The organism is Ruminococcus sp. AF20-12LB (assembly GCF_003478985.1).
Taxonomy (GTDB): Bacteria; Bacillota; Clostridia; order Lachnospirales; family Lachnospiraceae; genus Blautia_A.
Genome location: NZ_QUGH01000012.1, coordinates 100,759 through 117,686 on the forward strand (window position 1 = coordinate 100,759; position 16,928 = coordinate 117,686).

A 16,928-nucleotide genomic window follows, 5' to 3' on the forward strand; every position below is an offset into this window, starting at 1 on the left:
ATCACGGTTTGCGTCCAAATATTTTTTCTGACTGCATCAGAGATTGCTGTAATGATTATTTACCTCACTTCTCACAAAGCTTCCCATACTGGTAATGCACATTAAAGTAATGACCAGAAAAACTCCTGGGATCACGATCACCCACCAGGTATTCATGATCAGTGCTTTATTTGCCAGCGAGAGCATACTTCCCCAGGAAACTACATCTGCCGGAAGCCCAAGGCCAAGAAAGCTTAAAGTAGATTCCATGGTAATACAGCTGCTTATCGAAGAGATCACCACAAACATGATCGCCGAAACAAAATTCGGTATCAGATGGTGATACATCACATATCCAAAACTTCCTCCGCAAAGTCTTGCATACATCACATAATCACTGTTCCTTATCTGCCGCACTTCACTTCTTACAATACGTGCCAGTGCAAACCACCCGGTAATACCGATGATCACAGATATGCTGATCACATCATTGGCCTGAATAACCGCAGACAGGATCAGGATCAGCAGAAGGGTCGGAATACTTCCGCACATTTCCGTAAACCGCATCATAACCGAATCCACCTTTGGACCTGCTGTTCCGCTGATGCATCCGTAGGTAACACCAACCAGGGTAATGATCGCCGCACCCAGAAGTCCGATCACCAGAGAAACCCTTCCGCCATACCAGATCAGTGAATAAATATCTCTTCCAAGCGAATCCGTTCCAAAGATAAATTCCTTTCCCGGCGGTGTATTCAGATTCTGGAGATAAAAACCTGAGGGATCATGATTTGCCACAACATTTGCAAATATACAGCCCAAAATGATCAGAAAAAGCAGGAACAAGGAAAATACCGGTTTCCCTTTCAGCTTTTCCTGAAATGTTTTTTTCCGTTTTTCAGATTCATACTGCTTCCACCCGGCACCGACTACCTGAAAAAGCTCAGCTTCTGAAAGCTTCCGGTCAGCTACCATACCCTCACCTCCGAATCCTTCATTCTTGGATCGATCTCTTCATTGACAGTCTGTGCAACAAAGCTGCTTAAAAATACGATAAATCCCGTGATCAGCACATCGATCATCAGCAGATTATAATCATGATATTTTGCAGATTCCACTGCAAGGTTTCCAATTCCCGCATAATTGAAAACAGCCTCCACAGTTACAGTCCCACCGGTTACATGGGGTACCGAAACTGCCATGATACTCACGATCGTCGGCATTACATTTCGAAGACAATGCTTCCACAGGATCTTTCTTTTGGAAAGTCCCTTGGATCTGGCAAGAAGTACATAATCCTTCCGCACCTCATCCAGGAATTTGTTACGTATCATATATGCGTAATACCAGAGATGGCTGAAGATCATTACTACCAGCGGAAGGATCATATGCTTCATACGATTGCCGATACTATCTGCCATTCCCACATCATAGGCACCGCTGCTTGGGAACCATCCAAGATTTACACTGAAGATCAGGATCAGTACCACACCAAGCCAGAAAGCCGGCACATAATAGGCTGCTGTTCCGATCTTGCAGATCAGCCGATCGATCCACTGATCCTCATGAAGCGTACAGAATATGGCGATCAGAACTGCCAGTATAAAGATCACAATATAAGCAATTCCTCCCAGCACCAGAGTATTTCCGATCAGCGGTCTGATCACATTCATAACCGGCTGCCTGTATTTCAGCGACAATCCGAAATCACCATGGACTACGTTGGTAAACCACCTTACATACTGTACCCCGATCCCCTGATCCAGTCCCAGTCTCGTTCTGGCCGCAGCCACTTCCTCACTGGTCATCATTTCCAGGGAATCTCCGTAAAAGGACTGCAGGGGATCTCCCGGTGCCAGTCTCGCCAGCCAAAACACCACCACAGACAGCAGAAACATAACCACAGCAAGCAGAAGGATCCGCTTCAGGATCCGGATGACGAGTTTATTTTCTTTGTTCATAATTTTCCTTTCCCACTGCCCTTTACAGTTCAGACAGACATTCACATTTCAAAAGCAGTTATGGCATTCAAAACCATAACTGCTTTTGAAAGGGTCGTGTTATTATTCGACAAAACATTCGTATGCACAAATAGGAGTGCGCGGAGGTTATGTGCATCACAGTGTTTTTATATTCAGCACGCGGAGTGTGCTGCTGATATTATTTTATCATTTAACAGATTTCGGACAACCCCGGTACGGGGATATTGGACAGTCGGGTTTTGCATGGATATGTATTCCATATAAAAAACGGGACTTTTCTGTATCAGAAGCCTGTGTCCCGTGCAGAAAAATCCCGTCTGGTCTTTTGCTTTATTCTTTTATCACTTCCCGGAAATCTGAAGCCTTTCCTTCACGAATCCCAGAAAATCCTTTCCCTGTTCACTGAGCTCTTCACCTCTCCGACAGATGCACCCGTAAACAAGTTTCTGGCCTTCTCCCGGAAATGTATATTTCACGGAGGAATATCCCGGATCACGGCCGGAAAGATCCGCACCACTGATATTACACAGCTCTCCGGAGCCAAGAAGACGTTCCACGATATAATCACTGTTTGTTACGACTACAGTCTCTGCCTCCACTGCGGAATGACCGTTTTCCTCTACAAGGTTCCGGTAATTATCCGGGGAAAATTCATCGGGAAATCTCTGGATCAGCCTGAGCTGGGACATATTAAAATCTCCCTCATCTGCTGTATCTGCTTTCCCTTTCCCGGTATAAATATTTACCTCGGTTTCCGTCAGCAGCTCAAATTCCAGGTAATTCCGGGAAAGAAAATACTGGAACGCTGCCAGCTGATTCTGCATCACATAGGCGAATCCCATATCGTCCTGTCTGGCTTTTACACGTTTTATGATCTCATGGGTATCTGCTGCGTAAACCTGATAATGAAGATCATCGCACTTATGTGCTTCATAATACGTTACGAAGGTATCCGCAAACCAGGAGCTGGGATGAAAGCATACACACAGGCTGCTTTTTGCAAGTGGCTGTGCCTGCATTTCCAGTTCATCTATATTTTCCAGGATCCTCTGCACATGGATATATGCACGTTCTCCTTCCGGTGTCAGCTCTATGCCCTTTGTATGACGGACAAACAGCTGAGTACGCATATCGTCTTCCATGGAACGGATCACCTTGCTTACATTTGACTGCGTGGTAAAAAGCAGCTCTGCAGCCTGGCTGAAGGAGCCTGTTTTGGCACAGGCCGCAAAATACTGGATCTGTTTGATATTCAGCATGCTCCTACCTCGTTTTCTTCGCAAAGATCAAAAACATCGGGGTCGGATTGTAAAACTCGTCTTTTTCTGTATAAATACGCTTGCTGATACCAAGATCAAAAGAAAATTCTTCCACACCTGTACGGCTCAGCGTTTCCAGATCCCATGCCGGACGCAGAAAAGAGCTGATAGGCAACTGCCGCTTGATATCCTCACATTCCTGCATCAGTTCATCCTGGATCTGATGATGGGCATGATTCTCCGGAAGATCCGCAGTGTCCGCAAAGTCTGCTGCCCCGTAATTTGCATCCAGATTTATCATCACTCCGCCCGGTTTCAGTACGCGGAACCATTCCTGATAAGCATGCTCCGCGTCCGGAAGTGTCCAGGTAAGATTCCGGGATACGATCACATCAAATTCCTCATCCGGAAAATCCGGAGCTTCTGCATCCATCACCATAAACCGGCAGTCTGCTTTTTCTTCCTCAGCCAGCTCCTTTGCATGAGTGATCATATCCGGCGTCAGATCGATCCCGGTTACCTGATGGCCTTCCTTTGCAAGAAGAATGGTAAAAAATCCGGTTCCGCAGCCTACATCCAGGATCCTGAGATTCTTTTTCTCCGGCAGATACTTCTTAAGCTCAGCCATCCAGCGGCCTGCAAGTGCACTGTGAAGCTCTGCTCTTCTCTGTTCCAGAAAGCTGTCGCTGCGCCTGGTCCAGTACTGAGCGATCCTTGTTTTCCGCTCATCTTTTTCTCTTACGATATTTCCGTAGGTGATCACAGGGCCGCCTTCCACAACCTGAAGGCTTGATACCTGATAAAGGATCACACCATCCATGTCTGCACGACAGATTTCCTGGACATTTCCCTCATAATCACGGATCTCTCCGAGATACTCATCCTGATGAACGATATCGCCTGGTTTCTTCACCGGGTACCAGAGACCGTTGACACTGGCACACTGGTAACGTACGTCATCCATCTTCAGAGGATAATAGGTGCTGTGGGAGCGGATTCCTCTGTAGGCCCCAATGCTGCAGAGAATATTCCGCACATCCCGGCGCATGGAATCCACTTCCTCCCGCTGCCAGGTTCCCATACATCCCCTTTCCAGAAGCACAGCCGGAATATCGCAGGTACTTGCCGCATAATTATAGGCGCCGCCTGTACTCACATTTGACTGTACCATATATGGGACATCAACCTGCTCTGCCATTTTTCGAGAGGCTTCCACGATCTCCGGCTTTGCCACGCCCGCAAAATATACATACGGAGTCAGCTCCTCATAATCGTCACCACCGTGAAGATCGATATAATAATCCGCCTTCCGGATCAGGGATTCTGTGATAGCTGCCGCCAGACGTTCCATTTTTGTTCCGTCCTTTTTGCCCGGGAAAACACGGTTCAGATTTTTTCCGTCTTCCCAGCTGATACTGCCTGCACGCTTCTCAAAGTCTTCCCGGTTCAGCACTTTTACCAGAACCAGCTGGCCCTTTACCTTTTCCGGCTTCAGCCGCTTCGACAGCTCAATCAGAGTCTGGATTCCCACATACTCTCCTGCATGAAGACCTGCTGTGACGAGAACGGTTTTTCCCGGATCTTTTCCACGGATGATGGTTGCCGGAAGGACAAATTCTCCATCTCCGAGTTCAAGAAAGCCTTCTGTTTTTTCTCCTGCCGCAACCGGAAGATTCAGGAAATGATCCGGCTTTACACCGGTTACCATAAACATCGGTGTGGACTGATAATTCAATCTCTCTTCCTCACTCCAGACCGTTTTCCATATTTCTGTGTCTGTGCGGATTCCAAGAAGTCCTGCTTCTCTGAGAGTTTTTACATCCCAACGGGGACGGCTGATCTTTGACAGCGGTACCTGGAGGGCAATCCGCTCCATGCGCTCAATATCCGTACAGAGATAGTGATCATCCAGGCTGTTGTTTTCCACATTTTTCCGGTCGTTTTCGTAGGCCTTACGCTGCTCTTCCTCATAAAGATAGCCGTACCAGTTGGCATCAAAATTCAGAAGCCTTCCTCCTGCCTTCAGTACACGGACCCACTCTCTGTAAGCAACATCAGGATGCTCCAGATTCCAGGTAAGATTTCGTGAAATGACTACGTCAAAGGTATTATCCTCAAAATCCAGCTTCTGTGCATCCATCCTCCAAAAACGGATGTTCCGGCAAAGGTCTCCCGCATTTTCCTTTGCCTTTTCCAGCATTCCTTCCGTATAATCTACTGCATCTACATGATATCCGGCTTCTGCCAGGATCACAGGAAAAAATCCGGGGCCTGTTCCGATATCCAGGATACGGATCTCTTCCTTTGGCTTGTCCGGGAACTGACTGGTCAGCACCTTAAGCCATGCGTTTTTCTGCGTTCCCGCAAGCTCTTTATGATTCACTTCGGAGTACCCTTCTGTACGGGTGCTCCAGTAAGATTCGATTTCATCGAGAAGTTTTTCCACGTTGATTCCTCCGCACTTTTCTATTCACGTGAGGGAAATCAGGTCCCCCCACAGGTCACGTTTAATGTACCAAATTGTCAGGGTATTAACAAGCCCCTGGGGGGGATTCCCCACATTGCTCTGCCGATAAAATTTCCGAATGCCGAACACTGCTTCCGTACTCCTGTCCACCTTGTAATTCTCCGAATGCTGTGGTATCATCCTGGCTGTAGTAGTTCAGTAATATAACCGAAATTGAAAGGATGGTTCATATACAAATGACAACACAGGAACTGGCCTATGAAGTTATCAGCCGTTTAAAAAAGGAATATCCTGATGCAGACTGTACACTGGATTATGATGATGCCTGGAAGCTTCTTGTAAGTGTCCGTCTGGCAGCTCAGTGTACCGATGCCCGGGTCAATGTAGTAGTTCAGGATCTCTATGCAAAATACCCGGATGTGGCAGCCCTGGCAGCTGCAGAGCCGGAAGCGATCGAAGCCATTGTACGTCCCTGCGGCCTTGGAAAAAGCAAAGCCCGGGATATCAGCGCCTGTATGCGCATTCTCCACGAACAGTATCACGACAAGGTACCGGAAGACTTTAACGCACTTCTGAAGCTTCCCGGTGTGGGCCGAAAAAGCGCAAACCTGATCATGGGTGACGTATTCGGCAAGCCTGCCATTGTAACAGATACTCACTGTATCCGCCTTTCCAACCGCATCGGCCTTGTCCATGACATGAAGGATCCGAAAAAGGTGGAAATGGCTCTCTGGAAGATCATCCCTCCGGAAGAAGGCAATGATCTCTGCCACCGTCTTGTCAATCATGGAAGAGAAGTCTGTACAGCGCGGACAAAACCTTACTGTGACCGCTGCTGTCTCAATGATATCTGCGAAAAAAATGGGATCTGAATGTATGCAGTTCAATAAACCTTCAGACCCCGGAAAGGAAAAACATAATGAATTTCAAAAAACTGGAAAATAATCTCCTGGATATGATCCAGGAACAACAGGTAAAGATCGGATACATGAGCGGAGTTACCCGTTTTTATTATCCGCTGCAGTCTCTGAACCGCCTTCTTGGCACAGAGCTTACGGAAGAAGAAATGCAGCATGCAATGGAAGAATTCTCAGATTATGCCTGTGACCGTCTTGGAAAAGTAACGGCTTCTTCCAAAAACGGGCGTTTCTGCATCACCCTGCCGCCTCAGGCCTCGGACTACGTTCACGAAAACCGAAAGCCAAGTGAATTTCTGGTACGCTTTATAGGCACAGTTGCCCGTCATGGCTGTACTCTGGATGAAGTGATGGACGTTTTTCGTGCTTATTCTGACCATGTACACGTGGAAAAAACAACCGGAACCGGATTTGATTATCTTGTATATTTCGAAGACGGGATCCCAGATGACTACCGGTATTGTCTGTCCCTGGAGGGTGAGCATATGATCTATCATAAGTTTACACCGGGGGACTATGAAGATTTCGGATTCTGATCTTAGAACACCGGACAAGCTTCCACCCACTGCTTATTGCTTTTCGCAACCCTGCAGGAGACTTCCTTGATTTGATCAAAAAACCGCCGGTCTGCAGACAGATCTTCAAAAAAATCCTCTGCAGATCGACGGTTGTTTTTATTTTCTATGCCCGGAACTTCTTCTGCATCTCCCGCACCATATCTTTCCTCTTAAACAGAAACAGCCATACCAGCATCAGGAAACTGACGCATATGCAGATCAGCGACGGATACAGCACCGTCACCACACCGGCAACCAACAGGATCACAGGGATCACTCCTCCGAAAGCTCCTGCTTCCAGAAGATAGATCATATATTCCGCCACCTCCAGTTTCTGTACCGCAGTGATCACCCACATGGAGCAGATCACAGCAAGCGCAGCCAGAGGAAGCAGATAATCCACAGACCAGCCACGCCAGCCGGTGAACACATCCCAAAGCACTCCTGCAACAGCTGCGATCACCAGCTGCCACATCTCATTCTTCAGAAGATTCCGCCGCTTCACATAAGCCACTGAAACCATCAGCCAGGTGCAGAACGCCCCTGCAGTCACAAACCAGGCCCATCCTATATGACCATCCAGCAGATAATCAATCAGATTACATACCACAGCCAGCACAATACACAGAAACGTAAAGCTCTCAAAAAGCTTCATTTGCTGTTTCTGCTCCTCTTTCTGTCCCGGAAGATCATTCTCCCGAATTGTACAGGACACCTGCTCATTTTTCAGTCTCTCCACAAAATTCCGCTCAATATTTCCATTGGGGATCTTGGACGTAAAACTTAAAACCATCTCATCTCCAAAAGAACAGGAACACAGCTGCAGACTGTCCGTGCTTGCAAAAAGTCCGAATCTCTGAATAAATTTCCGATATTCCTCCGGCATCCGGATGATCCCCACATTGGAATAGATCGCCGTGATTGACCTTCCTCCGAGCGTCGTCCCGGCAAGAAGGAACGGGGTTTTGATCTCCAGTGGTACCAGACGCAGGATCGGATTCTTCTCCAGGCTTACCAGATCATTCAGCTTTGCTTCGATCACGTCCTTACTCAGTTCCTTTGCAAACTGCTCCTTTACGGATCTCAGAATATCCTCAAAGTTTGTATCAGACTGAAAATAACAGCTGATCTCGATCCATCCGAAAAAATTTGCCATAGACCGAGATGGAAAATAATTTCTCAAATTTACCGGGATCATCAGACCAATGGGCTTTTTCGCCTGATTCTGAGGCACTTCTTCATGGATTGCCCAGATAAGAGCTGCCGTAAGAAAAACCGTGATCGACACACCGGCCGCTTTTGCACGGGCGTGGATCTCTTTTACCGGAACACAGACTTCCGTGATATTCATATCCTCCTGCCTGAGCTTCTCGCCTTTTAACTGGAAAGCAGGCTTCTTGAACTCTCTCTTTCTTGGCGCATCGGAAGAATAATACTGAGAAAAGCTGTCCTCCTCCATATCCCTGCCCGTAATGTTTTCATCCGGAAAAAGCTCCGGAAGCTCTGCGGATGGGTGCGTCTCCTGAAGATAATTTTTCACCAGCTCCATCAGAAAATGCATGGCTCCCGTTCCATCCGTCAGCGCATGAAATACCTCGAAATTGATCCTGTTCTTATAATAGCTCACCCGAAAAAGAAGCGTTTTTTTGTCCGGAATATAAAGTCCGCTGCAGGGTGCACCTGCTTCTTTCTTTACCACTGCCGGAATATCACGTCTCTCCAGATAAAACCAGAACAGTCCCTTTCTTAAAACTGCACGAAAAAGAGGATATTTTTCCAGTGTCCTCTCCAGGGCTTCCTGCAGGTTTTCTTCTTTTATCTCTTCTTTCAGTTCACAGTAAAAACGAAATACCCTGGTATCATTCTTTCCTGTCACCGCCGGGAACGCCAGCGCCGCATTGTCAAGTTTTCTCCACTGTGCATATTCGTTCTTCATGATGCTTTCCTTCTTCCTGTTCCTCTGTTTCCAGAAAACGATTTACATATGCAAAGCTCTCCTGCACATGCAGAAATTTGATCCCCAGTGCAAAATACCCATGAAACGCACCTGCGATCCTGTGCACTTCCACACGATTTCCCGCTTCCTTCAGTTTTTCGCCAAATGCCTCACCTTCATCCCGAAGAGGATCGAACTCAGCGGTAAGTATCAGTGTATCCGGCATATTTCGAAGATTCTTTTCCAGAATCGGTGCAAAATAGGGGTTCCTCCTGTCTTCCGGACAACTCTCATAGAGTTTCAGATAATCTTCCATCTTCTCCGCTGTGAGAAGATAACCGGTTCCGTTTGTTTTTACGGATTCAAAGGGAGAGTCTTCCGTATAACAGTTGTTCAGTGCCGGATAAATAAGGATCTGTTTTTTTGGAAAAAAATCTCCGCGGTCTCTGGCCATCATACATACAGCCGCTGCCAGATTTCCGCCTGCACTATCTCCCATAATGGTGATACGATCCGGATCCGTATTCAGAAGAAAACGATTGGTGTAAAAAGTCTTCGCAGCTGCATAACAATCCATCAGTCCCACTGGGAAACGGTATTCCGGTGCCAGTCTGTATTCAACAGACGCCACGATCTGACCGGTAGACTGTGCCATTCTGGCACAAACCCGCTGATAATTCTCTACACTTTCCGTAACCCAGCCACCGCCATGGAAAAACAGGATCACCGGTGGTTTTTTTCCGGAGGCGGCACCGTTTTCCATGTCCTCTTCTGTTGGAAAAAACAGACGGATCGGCACTTTATAGTCTCCGTTATAAACTTCCGCATCCAGTGTCCTGTAAAAGATCCTCATAGGATCCATCTTCTTAAGATCTGCCAGCTTTCTGGAAGCCTCCACTTCGATCCCGCCATAGGAAAGAGCATGGAGCACTGTCCGCACGGCACGTGGCATAGCAGTTTCTCTCCCGGTCGGAATGCCCGGAACTATGACTGGGCGGCTTCTTCTGTTTTCTTTTCTTGTATAGATATATTTTGTTTCTGTTTCGTATCTTCCAGGAATGCAGACTTGTTTCACGCAGGTACGCCTGTAGGCAATCCTCTTCAGAATCTCATGATCTGTACGGATGATCACTTCCGTTCCCTTATAGCCCCGGATATAATATCTGTTTTCTTTCTTTTTTATACGTGGTTGTCTCAATCGCAGTAAATATTTTCTGATTACTTTTTCCTCCGTGGATTTTTCCTTTATTTTCACCTATGATAGCATCCGCAGTCTATGAGTACAAGTCATAGTAAAAAATATACTGCTGCATGATCCCACGCATTCCTCTGTATCTGCGGTTGGGAAATCCTCTTTTGTAATGCACGTCCATGACCTGACGGATGTGGGTATCTATGGGAAAAGCATCCATATGATGCAGTGCAAACAGACAGATACACTCAGCTACCTTTTCTCCCACACCACAAAGCTTCATCAGCTCCTTCTTTGCCTGATGGTAACGCATATCATAGATTTTTTCCAGAGAGATCTGGCCGGATGCAATGGTCCTGGCCGTTACTGCGATATATTTTGCCCGGTATCCCAGGCCGCATCCTCTTAATTCCTCTTCCGTTGCCTGACTCAGCGCCTCTACAGTCGGAAAAGCGTAGTATTCCACACCTGCAGATGAAATTTTTTGCTCTCCGTACTTCCGGCAGATGGTTTCGATACATTTGCGGATACGCTTGATATTGTTCTGCTGAGATATCAGAAACGTAACGATCATTTCCCAGAGATCCTGTCTTAATATCCGTATCCCGTCTCCTGCCTTTATTGCGGCACCCAGATATTTATCCCGTGGATTAGCAGCATTCATGTAAGCTTCATAATCCGTATCCAGATCAAAATAAAGCACCCAGTAACAGATAAATTCCTCCTGAGAGCAGCAGAAATCCACCACTCCGTCTTTCTGATACATTTCCAGATACTGGTCTCCCGCCACCATGGAAAAATGTCCGTCTCCAAGTTTTTTCATCCGGAAACACTGTCCGGAATCGCATATTTTATCAAGGCTGAAATGTTCCAGTTCTACTGTGATCATGTCTGTTCCTCTCGTAAATATTTTTCCTTATATAATGTTCTGTATTCTCTTGGTGTCATCCGGTACCGTTCCCGGAATACCCGGTTAAAAGTCCTCTGACTTTCAAATCCCGCATTCATACAGATATCCGTAATACTTTCATCACTACATTCCAGATGGATCGTCACATAATTCAGTCGCTGCTCATTGAGAAACTGATTGAAATTCCGGTGAAAGGTTCCGGAAAAAACTCTGGACAATGTGAACCTGCTGATGCCCAGATCTCTGGCCATCCGATCCAGAGACATCTCCCTCTTCCATATGATAAAGCTCCTGTCCCATACCAAGCTCCAGAGTTCCCTCTGTGATATAGATAAACTCTATGGAGTTATGAAGATGGGGTGAAGCATGGGCTGAGGTCCGCAGATGAATATGGAGATTCTTCTTTTTTTCTTCGTATACTGGAAACATAGATTTTTCTCTCCGCAATATTTGACTACTTTTTCTGTGTTTTTGGCACGTAATATTTCCGAGAGTTTATTATAATGCATTTGTAAGTTAAAGAAAAGAGGAGGAAAACAAAATGAAAAAAATCATAGAATTTATCAAATATGCGATCAAATGCTACATGGAGATCAATGCAAGAAATCCATACTTCCGCTAAGAAGATCCACAATAATATCTGAGGTCACGGATATTTTGTGTGGACCATGCGCATGAAAAAACTGAATAAAGGTCAATAAATGACTTGTGCGAAAATAATATCACCTGGCATCATGAAGTATCTCCAAAGCCCGTTTATATCTTCCATGCAGCTGTGATATCTGTTCAGCAGACATATTTTCGCAGTCAGAAAGACGTGTTACATCAGAATTGTGGAGCAGATCAGCCTGCTTCACTTTTTTTGCGATCGGATTTTTCCGAAGATTCCGGATATAATCGAAATAATTCATATTCTTATCTCTTGTAAGACAACGTAATGCCTCCACAACCTCTTCCGGAAATTCTCCGGTAAGATCCTCAAATGTGATCTCTGTATCTTCTATCACATCGTGCAGAAGTGCCGTACATACACTGAGTTCATCATCCATTTGCTCCGCTACATGAAATGGATGAAAGATATAAGGTGTCCCGCTTCGATCTGTCTGTCCATGATGTGCCTCGTATGCCACCTTCATAGCTTTTTTCGTCAAAGCTGTATAAATCATAGCTGTGCCTCCCGTCAGGTCTTTCGAACCCCCGTTCATACTCTGTATTACACAGTATAGCATCTATATTTCCTATACACAAGGATAAAAAGTTTTATATATCTATCATTTTTACTTATATACGACAATTTTCTGATTATAATATCCTCAAAACTCTGCTGTTCTTGTTACTTTTCACTGGTAATGTTCCGCGAGGTGTTTTTTGTGAGCGAAGGTCACAGAAAACCCGAGACATACCGCGCGAATTTATGCGATCAGCATAAATTCTGTGCATCGCGAAGCGTGTTACTGAGAACGGAGTGAACAGTGACCTTATTTGGATCTTTCGTTCGGTCATGAACTCGCTTGCCCTCATTCTGAAATTGGTATATACTTATCCTGGTCAGGTAAAACTATTCATATTCGTGGTATTACACGAATCACTTCATTTAAAAAAAGAAAGGAATCTTACCTATGAAATTTATATATCCCGCAGTTTTCCGTCCCACAGAGGACAAAAAATACAATGCTTTTTTCCCGGATCTTACCTGCTGTGAAGCCAACGGTGACACGCTGGATGATGCCATCGAAAATGCCAATGCAGCTGCATACGACTGGATCTACACAGAGCTTATGGAATTTGAGGGAAAGCTTCCTCCGGTTTCCGATGAGAGCGATCTGGAGCTTCAGGAGGGAGACGTTGTCCGCAATATCTCTGTAAATATCCGCTTCCAGGATGGCTGGGACGAATAACCTCTCGTATCACAAAAACAAAGGCGGCATTTAATATCATTTTCAATAAATGTCCGGATCGAAAATGCCTGTTATGCAAAAAGCATCCGGATCGGTAATTGTCCTTCATTACCGATCCGGATGCTTTTATTATACATTTCTTTATTGTTCATGATACTGTCTGAAAAATTTACGCAGTCCGTCCAGTGCTTTTACCAGCACTTCTGTCTCATTCTCATTCAACTCTGCGATCACCGCTTCTGTCATCTGCCTGTGAAACTCCGCATGATGATGATATGCCATACGTCCCTTATTTGTAAGCTGGATAAATACCACACGCCGGTCCTTCTCACTTCGTTCTCTCTTCACATAGCCTTTTTTTACAAGACTGTTCATAGATGTTGTGAGGGAGCCTACAGTGATCTTAAGCTTGGCTGCAATGGAGGACATGTTCCCCCCTCCAAGGCCTACAGCCTCGATAATGTGCATATCATTGTTGGAAATATCTTTATATTTATCTGTGATGATGGCTTCCTCCTCCAGTCGGAGGATCTCATTGAACAAATTCACCAGCACGTCATTTATAACTTCCCGATTGTCCACTCTACCCGCTCCTGTTTCTCCGGAGCAAAAAGGCTTCTCCGGTTCTCTGTTTATGAAGCCATCGTAACATAAATATGGCATTTTTTCCACTGGATTTTTACTTTGCGGGCTACAAAATCACTGCACTTATTGCTTCTACATTTTCCGGAAACGTTCATAGCGATGTTCCAGAAGCTTCTCCGGCTCTTCTTCGCCATATTTCTCAAGAAAATCCGCAATTCCGTTTTCCAGATAACCTGCGATATCATTTATGTTCTCACGGCTTACAGGCTCTGCTTCCGGAATCACATGCTCGATCATCCCCATCTGGTAAAGGTCTGCAGCTGTGAGCTTCATCACTGCTGCTGCTTCCTTTGCCTTTTTGCTGTCTTTCCAGAGAATGGAGGCAAAGCCCTCCGGGGACAGGATGGAATAAACGGAATGCTCCAGCATCCATACCTCATCTGCCACTGCCAAGGCAAGGGCACCTCCGCTTCCGCCTTCACCGATCACAACGGAAAGCACCGGCACTGTGAGACCTGCCAGTGTATAGAGATTTTTTGCAATGGCTTCACCCTGTCCACGTTCCTCAGCTTCCAGCCCGCAGAATGCGCCTGGTGTATCTACAAGGCAGATCACCGGACGGTGAAATTTCTCTGCCTGCTGCATCAGGCGCAGGGATTTCCAGTACCCCTCCGGAGATACCATTCCGAAATTCCGGGTAATGTTTTCCTTTGTACCCTCTCCTTTTTCCTGTACAAGGACAGTTACCGGCTGTCCGTGGAAAAATGCCACACCACCGATCACTGCCGGATCATCCCCGCAGTGACGGTCTCCGTGAAATTCCATGAAATCGTCAAAAAGCGCTTCGATGTAGTCCTTTCCTGTAGGGCGTGTTTTGGCTCTGGCAAGCTGGACATGTTCCCAGGGAGTGAAATCTCCGGATGGGACGAAGTCCGGCCAGATCCTAATATCTTCCTCAACAGTTTCCATTGATTCCTGATTGTCAGGATTGAGCCCGTTTTTAATGTCCGTATTATCGGACTGTACATTATTCAAGGCTTTGTTCTGATGCAATCTCAGAATATCCGACAATACGATCCTCTGCTCCTCACGCTTTACGATCTTGTCCACAAAGCCGTGTTCCAGAAGAAATTCCGCTCTCTGGAAGCCTTTGGGAAGCTTTTGCCCGATGGTCTGCTCGATCACTCTGGGACCTGCAAAACCGATCAGCGCTTTCGGCTCTGCCAGGATAATATCTCCCAGCATAGCAAAGCTTGCCGTCACGCCGCCTGTTGTCGGGTCTGTGAGGACCGGCACATAAAGAAGTCCGGCATCGCTGTGCTTCCGGATGGCCATACTGGTTTTTGCCATCTGCATCAGGGAAACCAGGCCCTCCTGCATTCTGGCACCGCCGGAACAGATATAGAGGATTACCGGCAGCTTCTCCTCTGTGGCACGTTCAAAAGCCCGCGTGATCTTTTCCCCCACGACTTCTCCCATACTGGACATCATGAAACGACAGTCACAGACACCAAGTGCCACAGGTGTCCCTTTTATAGTACACTTTCCGGTAACTACAGCCTCATCAAGCCCTGTCTTTTCACGAAGCCCCTGAAGCTTTTCCTCGTAGCCTCTGTACTGAAGGGGATTCTGTTCTTCCATGTGAGCATCCCACTCCACAAAGCTCTTTCTATCTGCGATCAGTTTAATCCGACGATAAGCGGGTACATGGAAATAATTTCCGCAGTGGGGACAGATGTATTGATTCTGCTTTACCTCGTCTACAAAAACCGCCGCTTTGCAGGCGTTGCATTTACGCATCAGATTATCCGGCACCTCCGGAATGTTTTCCTGTTCCTCACCCCGGATATCCCTGACTGTTTTTTTGAACATGTGCTTAATTCTCATTGATCTTCACTCCCGCAATGATATGGCTGGCAAGAAAGCCAGTGTCAAAGTTTCCGGACTGATAATCCTCATCTTTCAGGATTTCGTACTGATAGTCAATATTTGTATCGATTCCGTCAATGATCACCTCACCAAGAGCACTCTGCATTTTTGCAATGGCTTCTTTTCGGTTACCTGCATGAACGATCAGCTTCGCAAGCATGGAATCATAATAAGGCGGGATCTTACAGCCGTTATACACACAGGTATCCACACGGATCCCGTTTCCCCCCGGAAAATGCGCTCCCTGGATAGTTCCCGGCGAAGGGCGGAAATTTTTCTGAGGATTTTCAGCATTGATCCTGCACTCAATGGCGTGTCCCTGGATCCGGACATCCTCCTGAGCGATCTCAAGAGGCATTCCGGAAGCGATCTTCAGCTGCTCCTTTACAAGATCGATTCCTGTTACCCACTCTGTCACCGGATGCTCCACCTGGATCCTTGTATTCATTTCCATAAACCAGAATTTTCCATCCGGTTCCAGAAGAAATTCGATCGTTCCCGCATTTACGTAACCGGCTGCTTTCGCCGCCGTCACCGCCGCATGCCCCATTTTTTCTCTTAATTCCGGAGAAACTGCAGCACTTGGAGATTCCTCGATCATCTTCTGATGATTTCTCTGGATAGAGCAGTCACGCTCTCCCAGATGGATCACATTTCCGAAGCTGTCTGCAAGGATCTGAAACTCAATATGTCTCGGATTTACCACGAAATGTTCAATATACATGGTACCGTCGCCAAAAGCGATCTCAGACTCTTTTCTGGCGGTTGCATAGGCTTCCGGAAATTCCTCCGGTGTGTTTGCCACACGCATGCCTTTTCCGCCGCCGCCAAGAGCTGCCTTGATGATCACCGGATAACCGATCCTCTCAGCTTCCTTAAGACCGGTTTCAATATCCTCCACATCCCCTTCGCTGCCCGGAACTACCGGAACACCAGCTGCGATCATGGTGCTTCTTGCAATTTTTTTGTTGCCCAGCATACGGATGACCTTTGATGGCGGACCCACAAATGTGATCCCGCATTTTTCACAGAGCTCCGCAAATCTGGCATTTTCAGAAAGAAAACCAAATCCCGGATGAATGGCATCCGCACCGGAAACCATGGTTGCACTGATGATCTGTTCCATATTCAGATAGCTCTGTGCAGATGGTCCCGGTCCGATACAGATTGCTTCGTCCGCCAGCTGTGTGTGAAGGCTTTCCTCATCTGCCTCAGAATAAACCGCCACTGTGGCAATTCCCATTTCTCTGCAGGCACGGATAATACGCACCGCAATCTCGCCTCTGTTGGCGATCAGTAACTTTCGAATCATACAAT

Annotated in this window: 16 protein-coding genes; 3 read left to right on the forward strand and 13 right to left on the reverse strand. The window is 46.5% G+C overall.

Features of this window, described 5'->3' with window-relative positions; translation table 11 throughout:
- Positions 1-36: 36 nt before the first annotated feature.
- The 4 genes from DWX61_RS14680 to DWX61_RS14695 all read right to left on the reverse strand — a co-directional run bounded on the left by DWX61_RS14680 (position 37) and on the right by DWX61_RS14695 (position 5,666).
- Entirely contained in the window at positions 37-954 is a 918-nt protein-coding gene (locus tag DWX61_RS14680) for an ABC transporter permease (RefSeq protein ID WP_118607859.1), read from the reverse strand.
- A complete protein-coding gene (locus DWX61_RS14685) occupies positions 948-1,940 on the reverse strand; it encodes an ABC transporter permease (RefSeq protein WP_110102736.1) in 993 nt (330 codons plus the stop codon). The genes DWX61_RS14680 and DWX61_RS14685 overlap by 7 nt, the downstream gene beginning before the upstream one ends.
- A 362-nt stretch (positions 1,941-2,302) precedes the next feature.
- The gene (locus DWX61_RS14690) at positions 2,303-3,220 is read right to left on the reverse strand and encodes a LysR family transcriptional regulator (RefSeq protein ID WP_118626048.1); all 918 of its coding nucleotides are present in this window, start codon (positions 3,218-3,220) and stop codon (positions 2,303-2,305) included.
- A gap of 4 nt (positions 3,221-3,224) precedes the next feature.
- Positions 3,225-5,666 carry a methyltransferase domain-containing protein gene (locus DWX61_RS14695; protein ID WP_118626050.1) on the reverse strand — a complete coding sequence of 814 codons (2,442 nt, stop codon included), beginning with the start codon at positions 5,664-5,666 and terminating at the stop codon, positions 3,225-3,227.
- A 257-nt stretch (positions 5,667-5,923) separates the two neighbouring features.
- On the opposite strand from DWX61_RS14695, the gene DWX61_RS14700 reads away from it, so the two are divergent.
- Together DWX61_RS14700 and DWX61_RS14705 are read left to right on the forward strand one after the other, a co-directional pair.
- On the forward strand, positions 5,924-6,559 hold the full coding sequence (locus tag DWX61_RS14700) for an endonuclease III domain-containing protein (protein WP_022427162.1): 636 nt from the start codon (positions 5,924-5,926) through the stop codon (positions 6,557-6,559).
- Positions 6,560-6,606: 47 nt separating this feature from the next.
- Positions 6,607-7,140, forward strand: coding sequence for a DUF3877 family protein (locus DWX61_RS14705; RefSeq protein WP_118626052.1), 534 nt, complete (start codon positions 6,607-6,609; stop codon positions 7,138-7,140).
- Positions 7,141-7,285: 145 nt separating this feature from the next.
- On the opposite strand, the gene DWX61_RS14710 is transcribed toward DWX61_RS14705, so the two are convergent.
- From DWX61_RS14710 to DWX61_RS14730, 6 genes are all read right to left on the reverse strand, one after another.
- Positions 7,286-9,097 carry a DUF6320 domain-containing protein gene (locus DWX61_RS14710; RefSeq protein ID WP_118626054.1) on the reverse strand — a complete coding sequence of 604 codons (1,812 nt, stop codon included), beginning with the start codon at positions 9,095-9,097 and terminating at the stop codon, positions 7,286-7,288.
- The gene (locus tag DWX61_RS14715) at positions 9,063-10,352 is read right to left on the reverse strand and encodes an alpha/beta hydrolase (protein WP_022427165.1); all 1,290 of its coding nucleotides are present in this window, start codon (positions 10,350-10,352) and stop codon (positions 9,063-9,065) included. Before DWX61_RS14715 ends, DWX61_RS14710 begins: the two co-directional genes overlap by 35 nt.
- Before the next feature lie 19 nt (positions 10,353-10,371).
- Positions 10,372-11,178 carry a DNA-3-methyladenine glycosylase family protein gene (locus DWX61_RS14720; RefSeq protein WP_118626056.1) on the reverse strand — a complete coding sequence of 269 codons (807 nt, stop codon included), beginning with the start codon at positions 11,176-11,178 and terminating at the stop codon, positions 10,372-10,374.
- On the reverse strand, positions 11,175-11,465 hold the full coding sequence (locus tag DWX61_RS19585) for a helix-turn-helix transcriptional regulator (RefSeq protein ID WP_330575552.1): 291 nt from the start codon (positions 11,463-11,465) through the stop codon (positions 11,175-11,177). Before DWX61_RS19585 ends, DWX61_RS14720 begins: the two co-directional genes overlap by 4 nt.
- A complete protein-coding gene (locus DWX61_RS19590; protein WP_330612735.1) occupies positions 11,362-11,628 on the reverse strand; it encodes a cupin domain-containing protein in 267 nt (88 codons plus the stop codon). Before DWX61_RS19590 ends, DWX61_RS19585 begins: the two co-directional genes overlap by 104 nt.
- Before the next feature lie 293 nt (positions 11,629-11,921).
- On the reverse strand, positions 11,922-12,365 hold the full coding sequence (locus tag DWX61_RS14730) for an HD domain-containing protein (RefSeq protein ID WP_118626058.1): 444 nt from the start codon (positions 12,363-12,365) through the stop codon (positions 11,922-11,924).
- 453 nt (positions 12,366-12,818) lie between these two features.
- Between DWX61_RS14730 and DWX61_RS14735 the strand changes: the two genes are divergently transcribed.
- Positions 12,819-13,097 (forward strand): type II toxin-antitoxin system HicB family antitoxin, encoded by a 279-nt coding sequence (locus tag DWX61_RS14735; RefSeq protein WP_118626060.1) that lies wholly within the window; start codon positions 12,819-12,821, stop codon positions 13,095-13,097.
- Between the two features lie 141 nt (positions 13,098-13,238).
- Here DWX61_RS14735 and DWX61_RS14740 read toward each other — a convergent pair whose 3' ends face one another.
- The 3 genes from DWX61_RS14740 to DWX61_RS14750 form a co-directional block, all read right to left on the reverse strand.
- Positions 13,239-13,679, reverse strand: a complete 441-nt coding sequence (locus DWX61_RS14740) for a MarR family winged helix-turn-helix transcriptional regulator (protein WP_022427168.1) — start codon at positions 13,677-13,679, stop codon at positions 13,239-13,241.
- Positions 13,680-13,814: 135 nt separating this feature from the next.
- On the reverse strand, positions 13,815-15,569 hold the full coding sequence (locus DWX61_RS14745; RefSeq protein ID WP_118626062.1) for an acetyl-CoA carboxylase carboxyltransferase subunit alpha: 1,755 nt from the start codon (positions 15,567-15,569) through the stop codon (positions 13,815-13,817).
- Complete coding sequence (locus tag DWX61_RS14750; RefSeq protein WP_015525545.1) at positions 15,559-16,923, reverse strand: acetyl-CoA carboxylase biotin carboxylase subunit; 1,365 nt, start codon at positions 16,921-16,923, stop codon at positions 15,559-15,561. The genes DWX61_RS14745 and DWX61_RS14750 overlap by 11 nt, the downstream gene beginning before the upstream one ends.
- Positions 16,924-16,928: the final 5 nt, after the last annotated feature.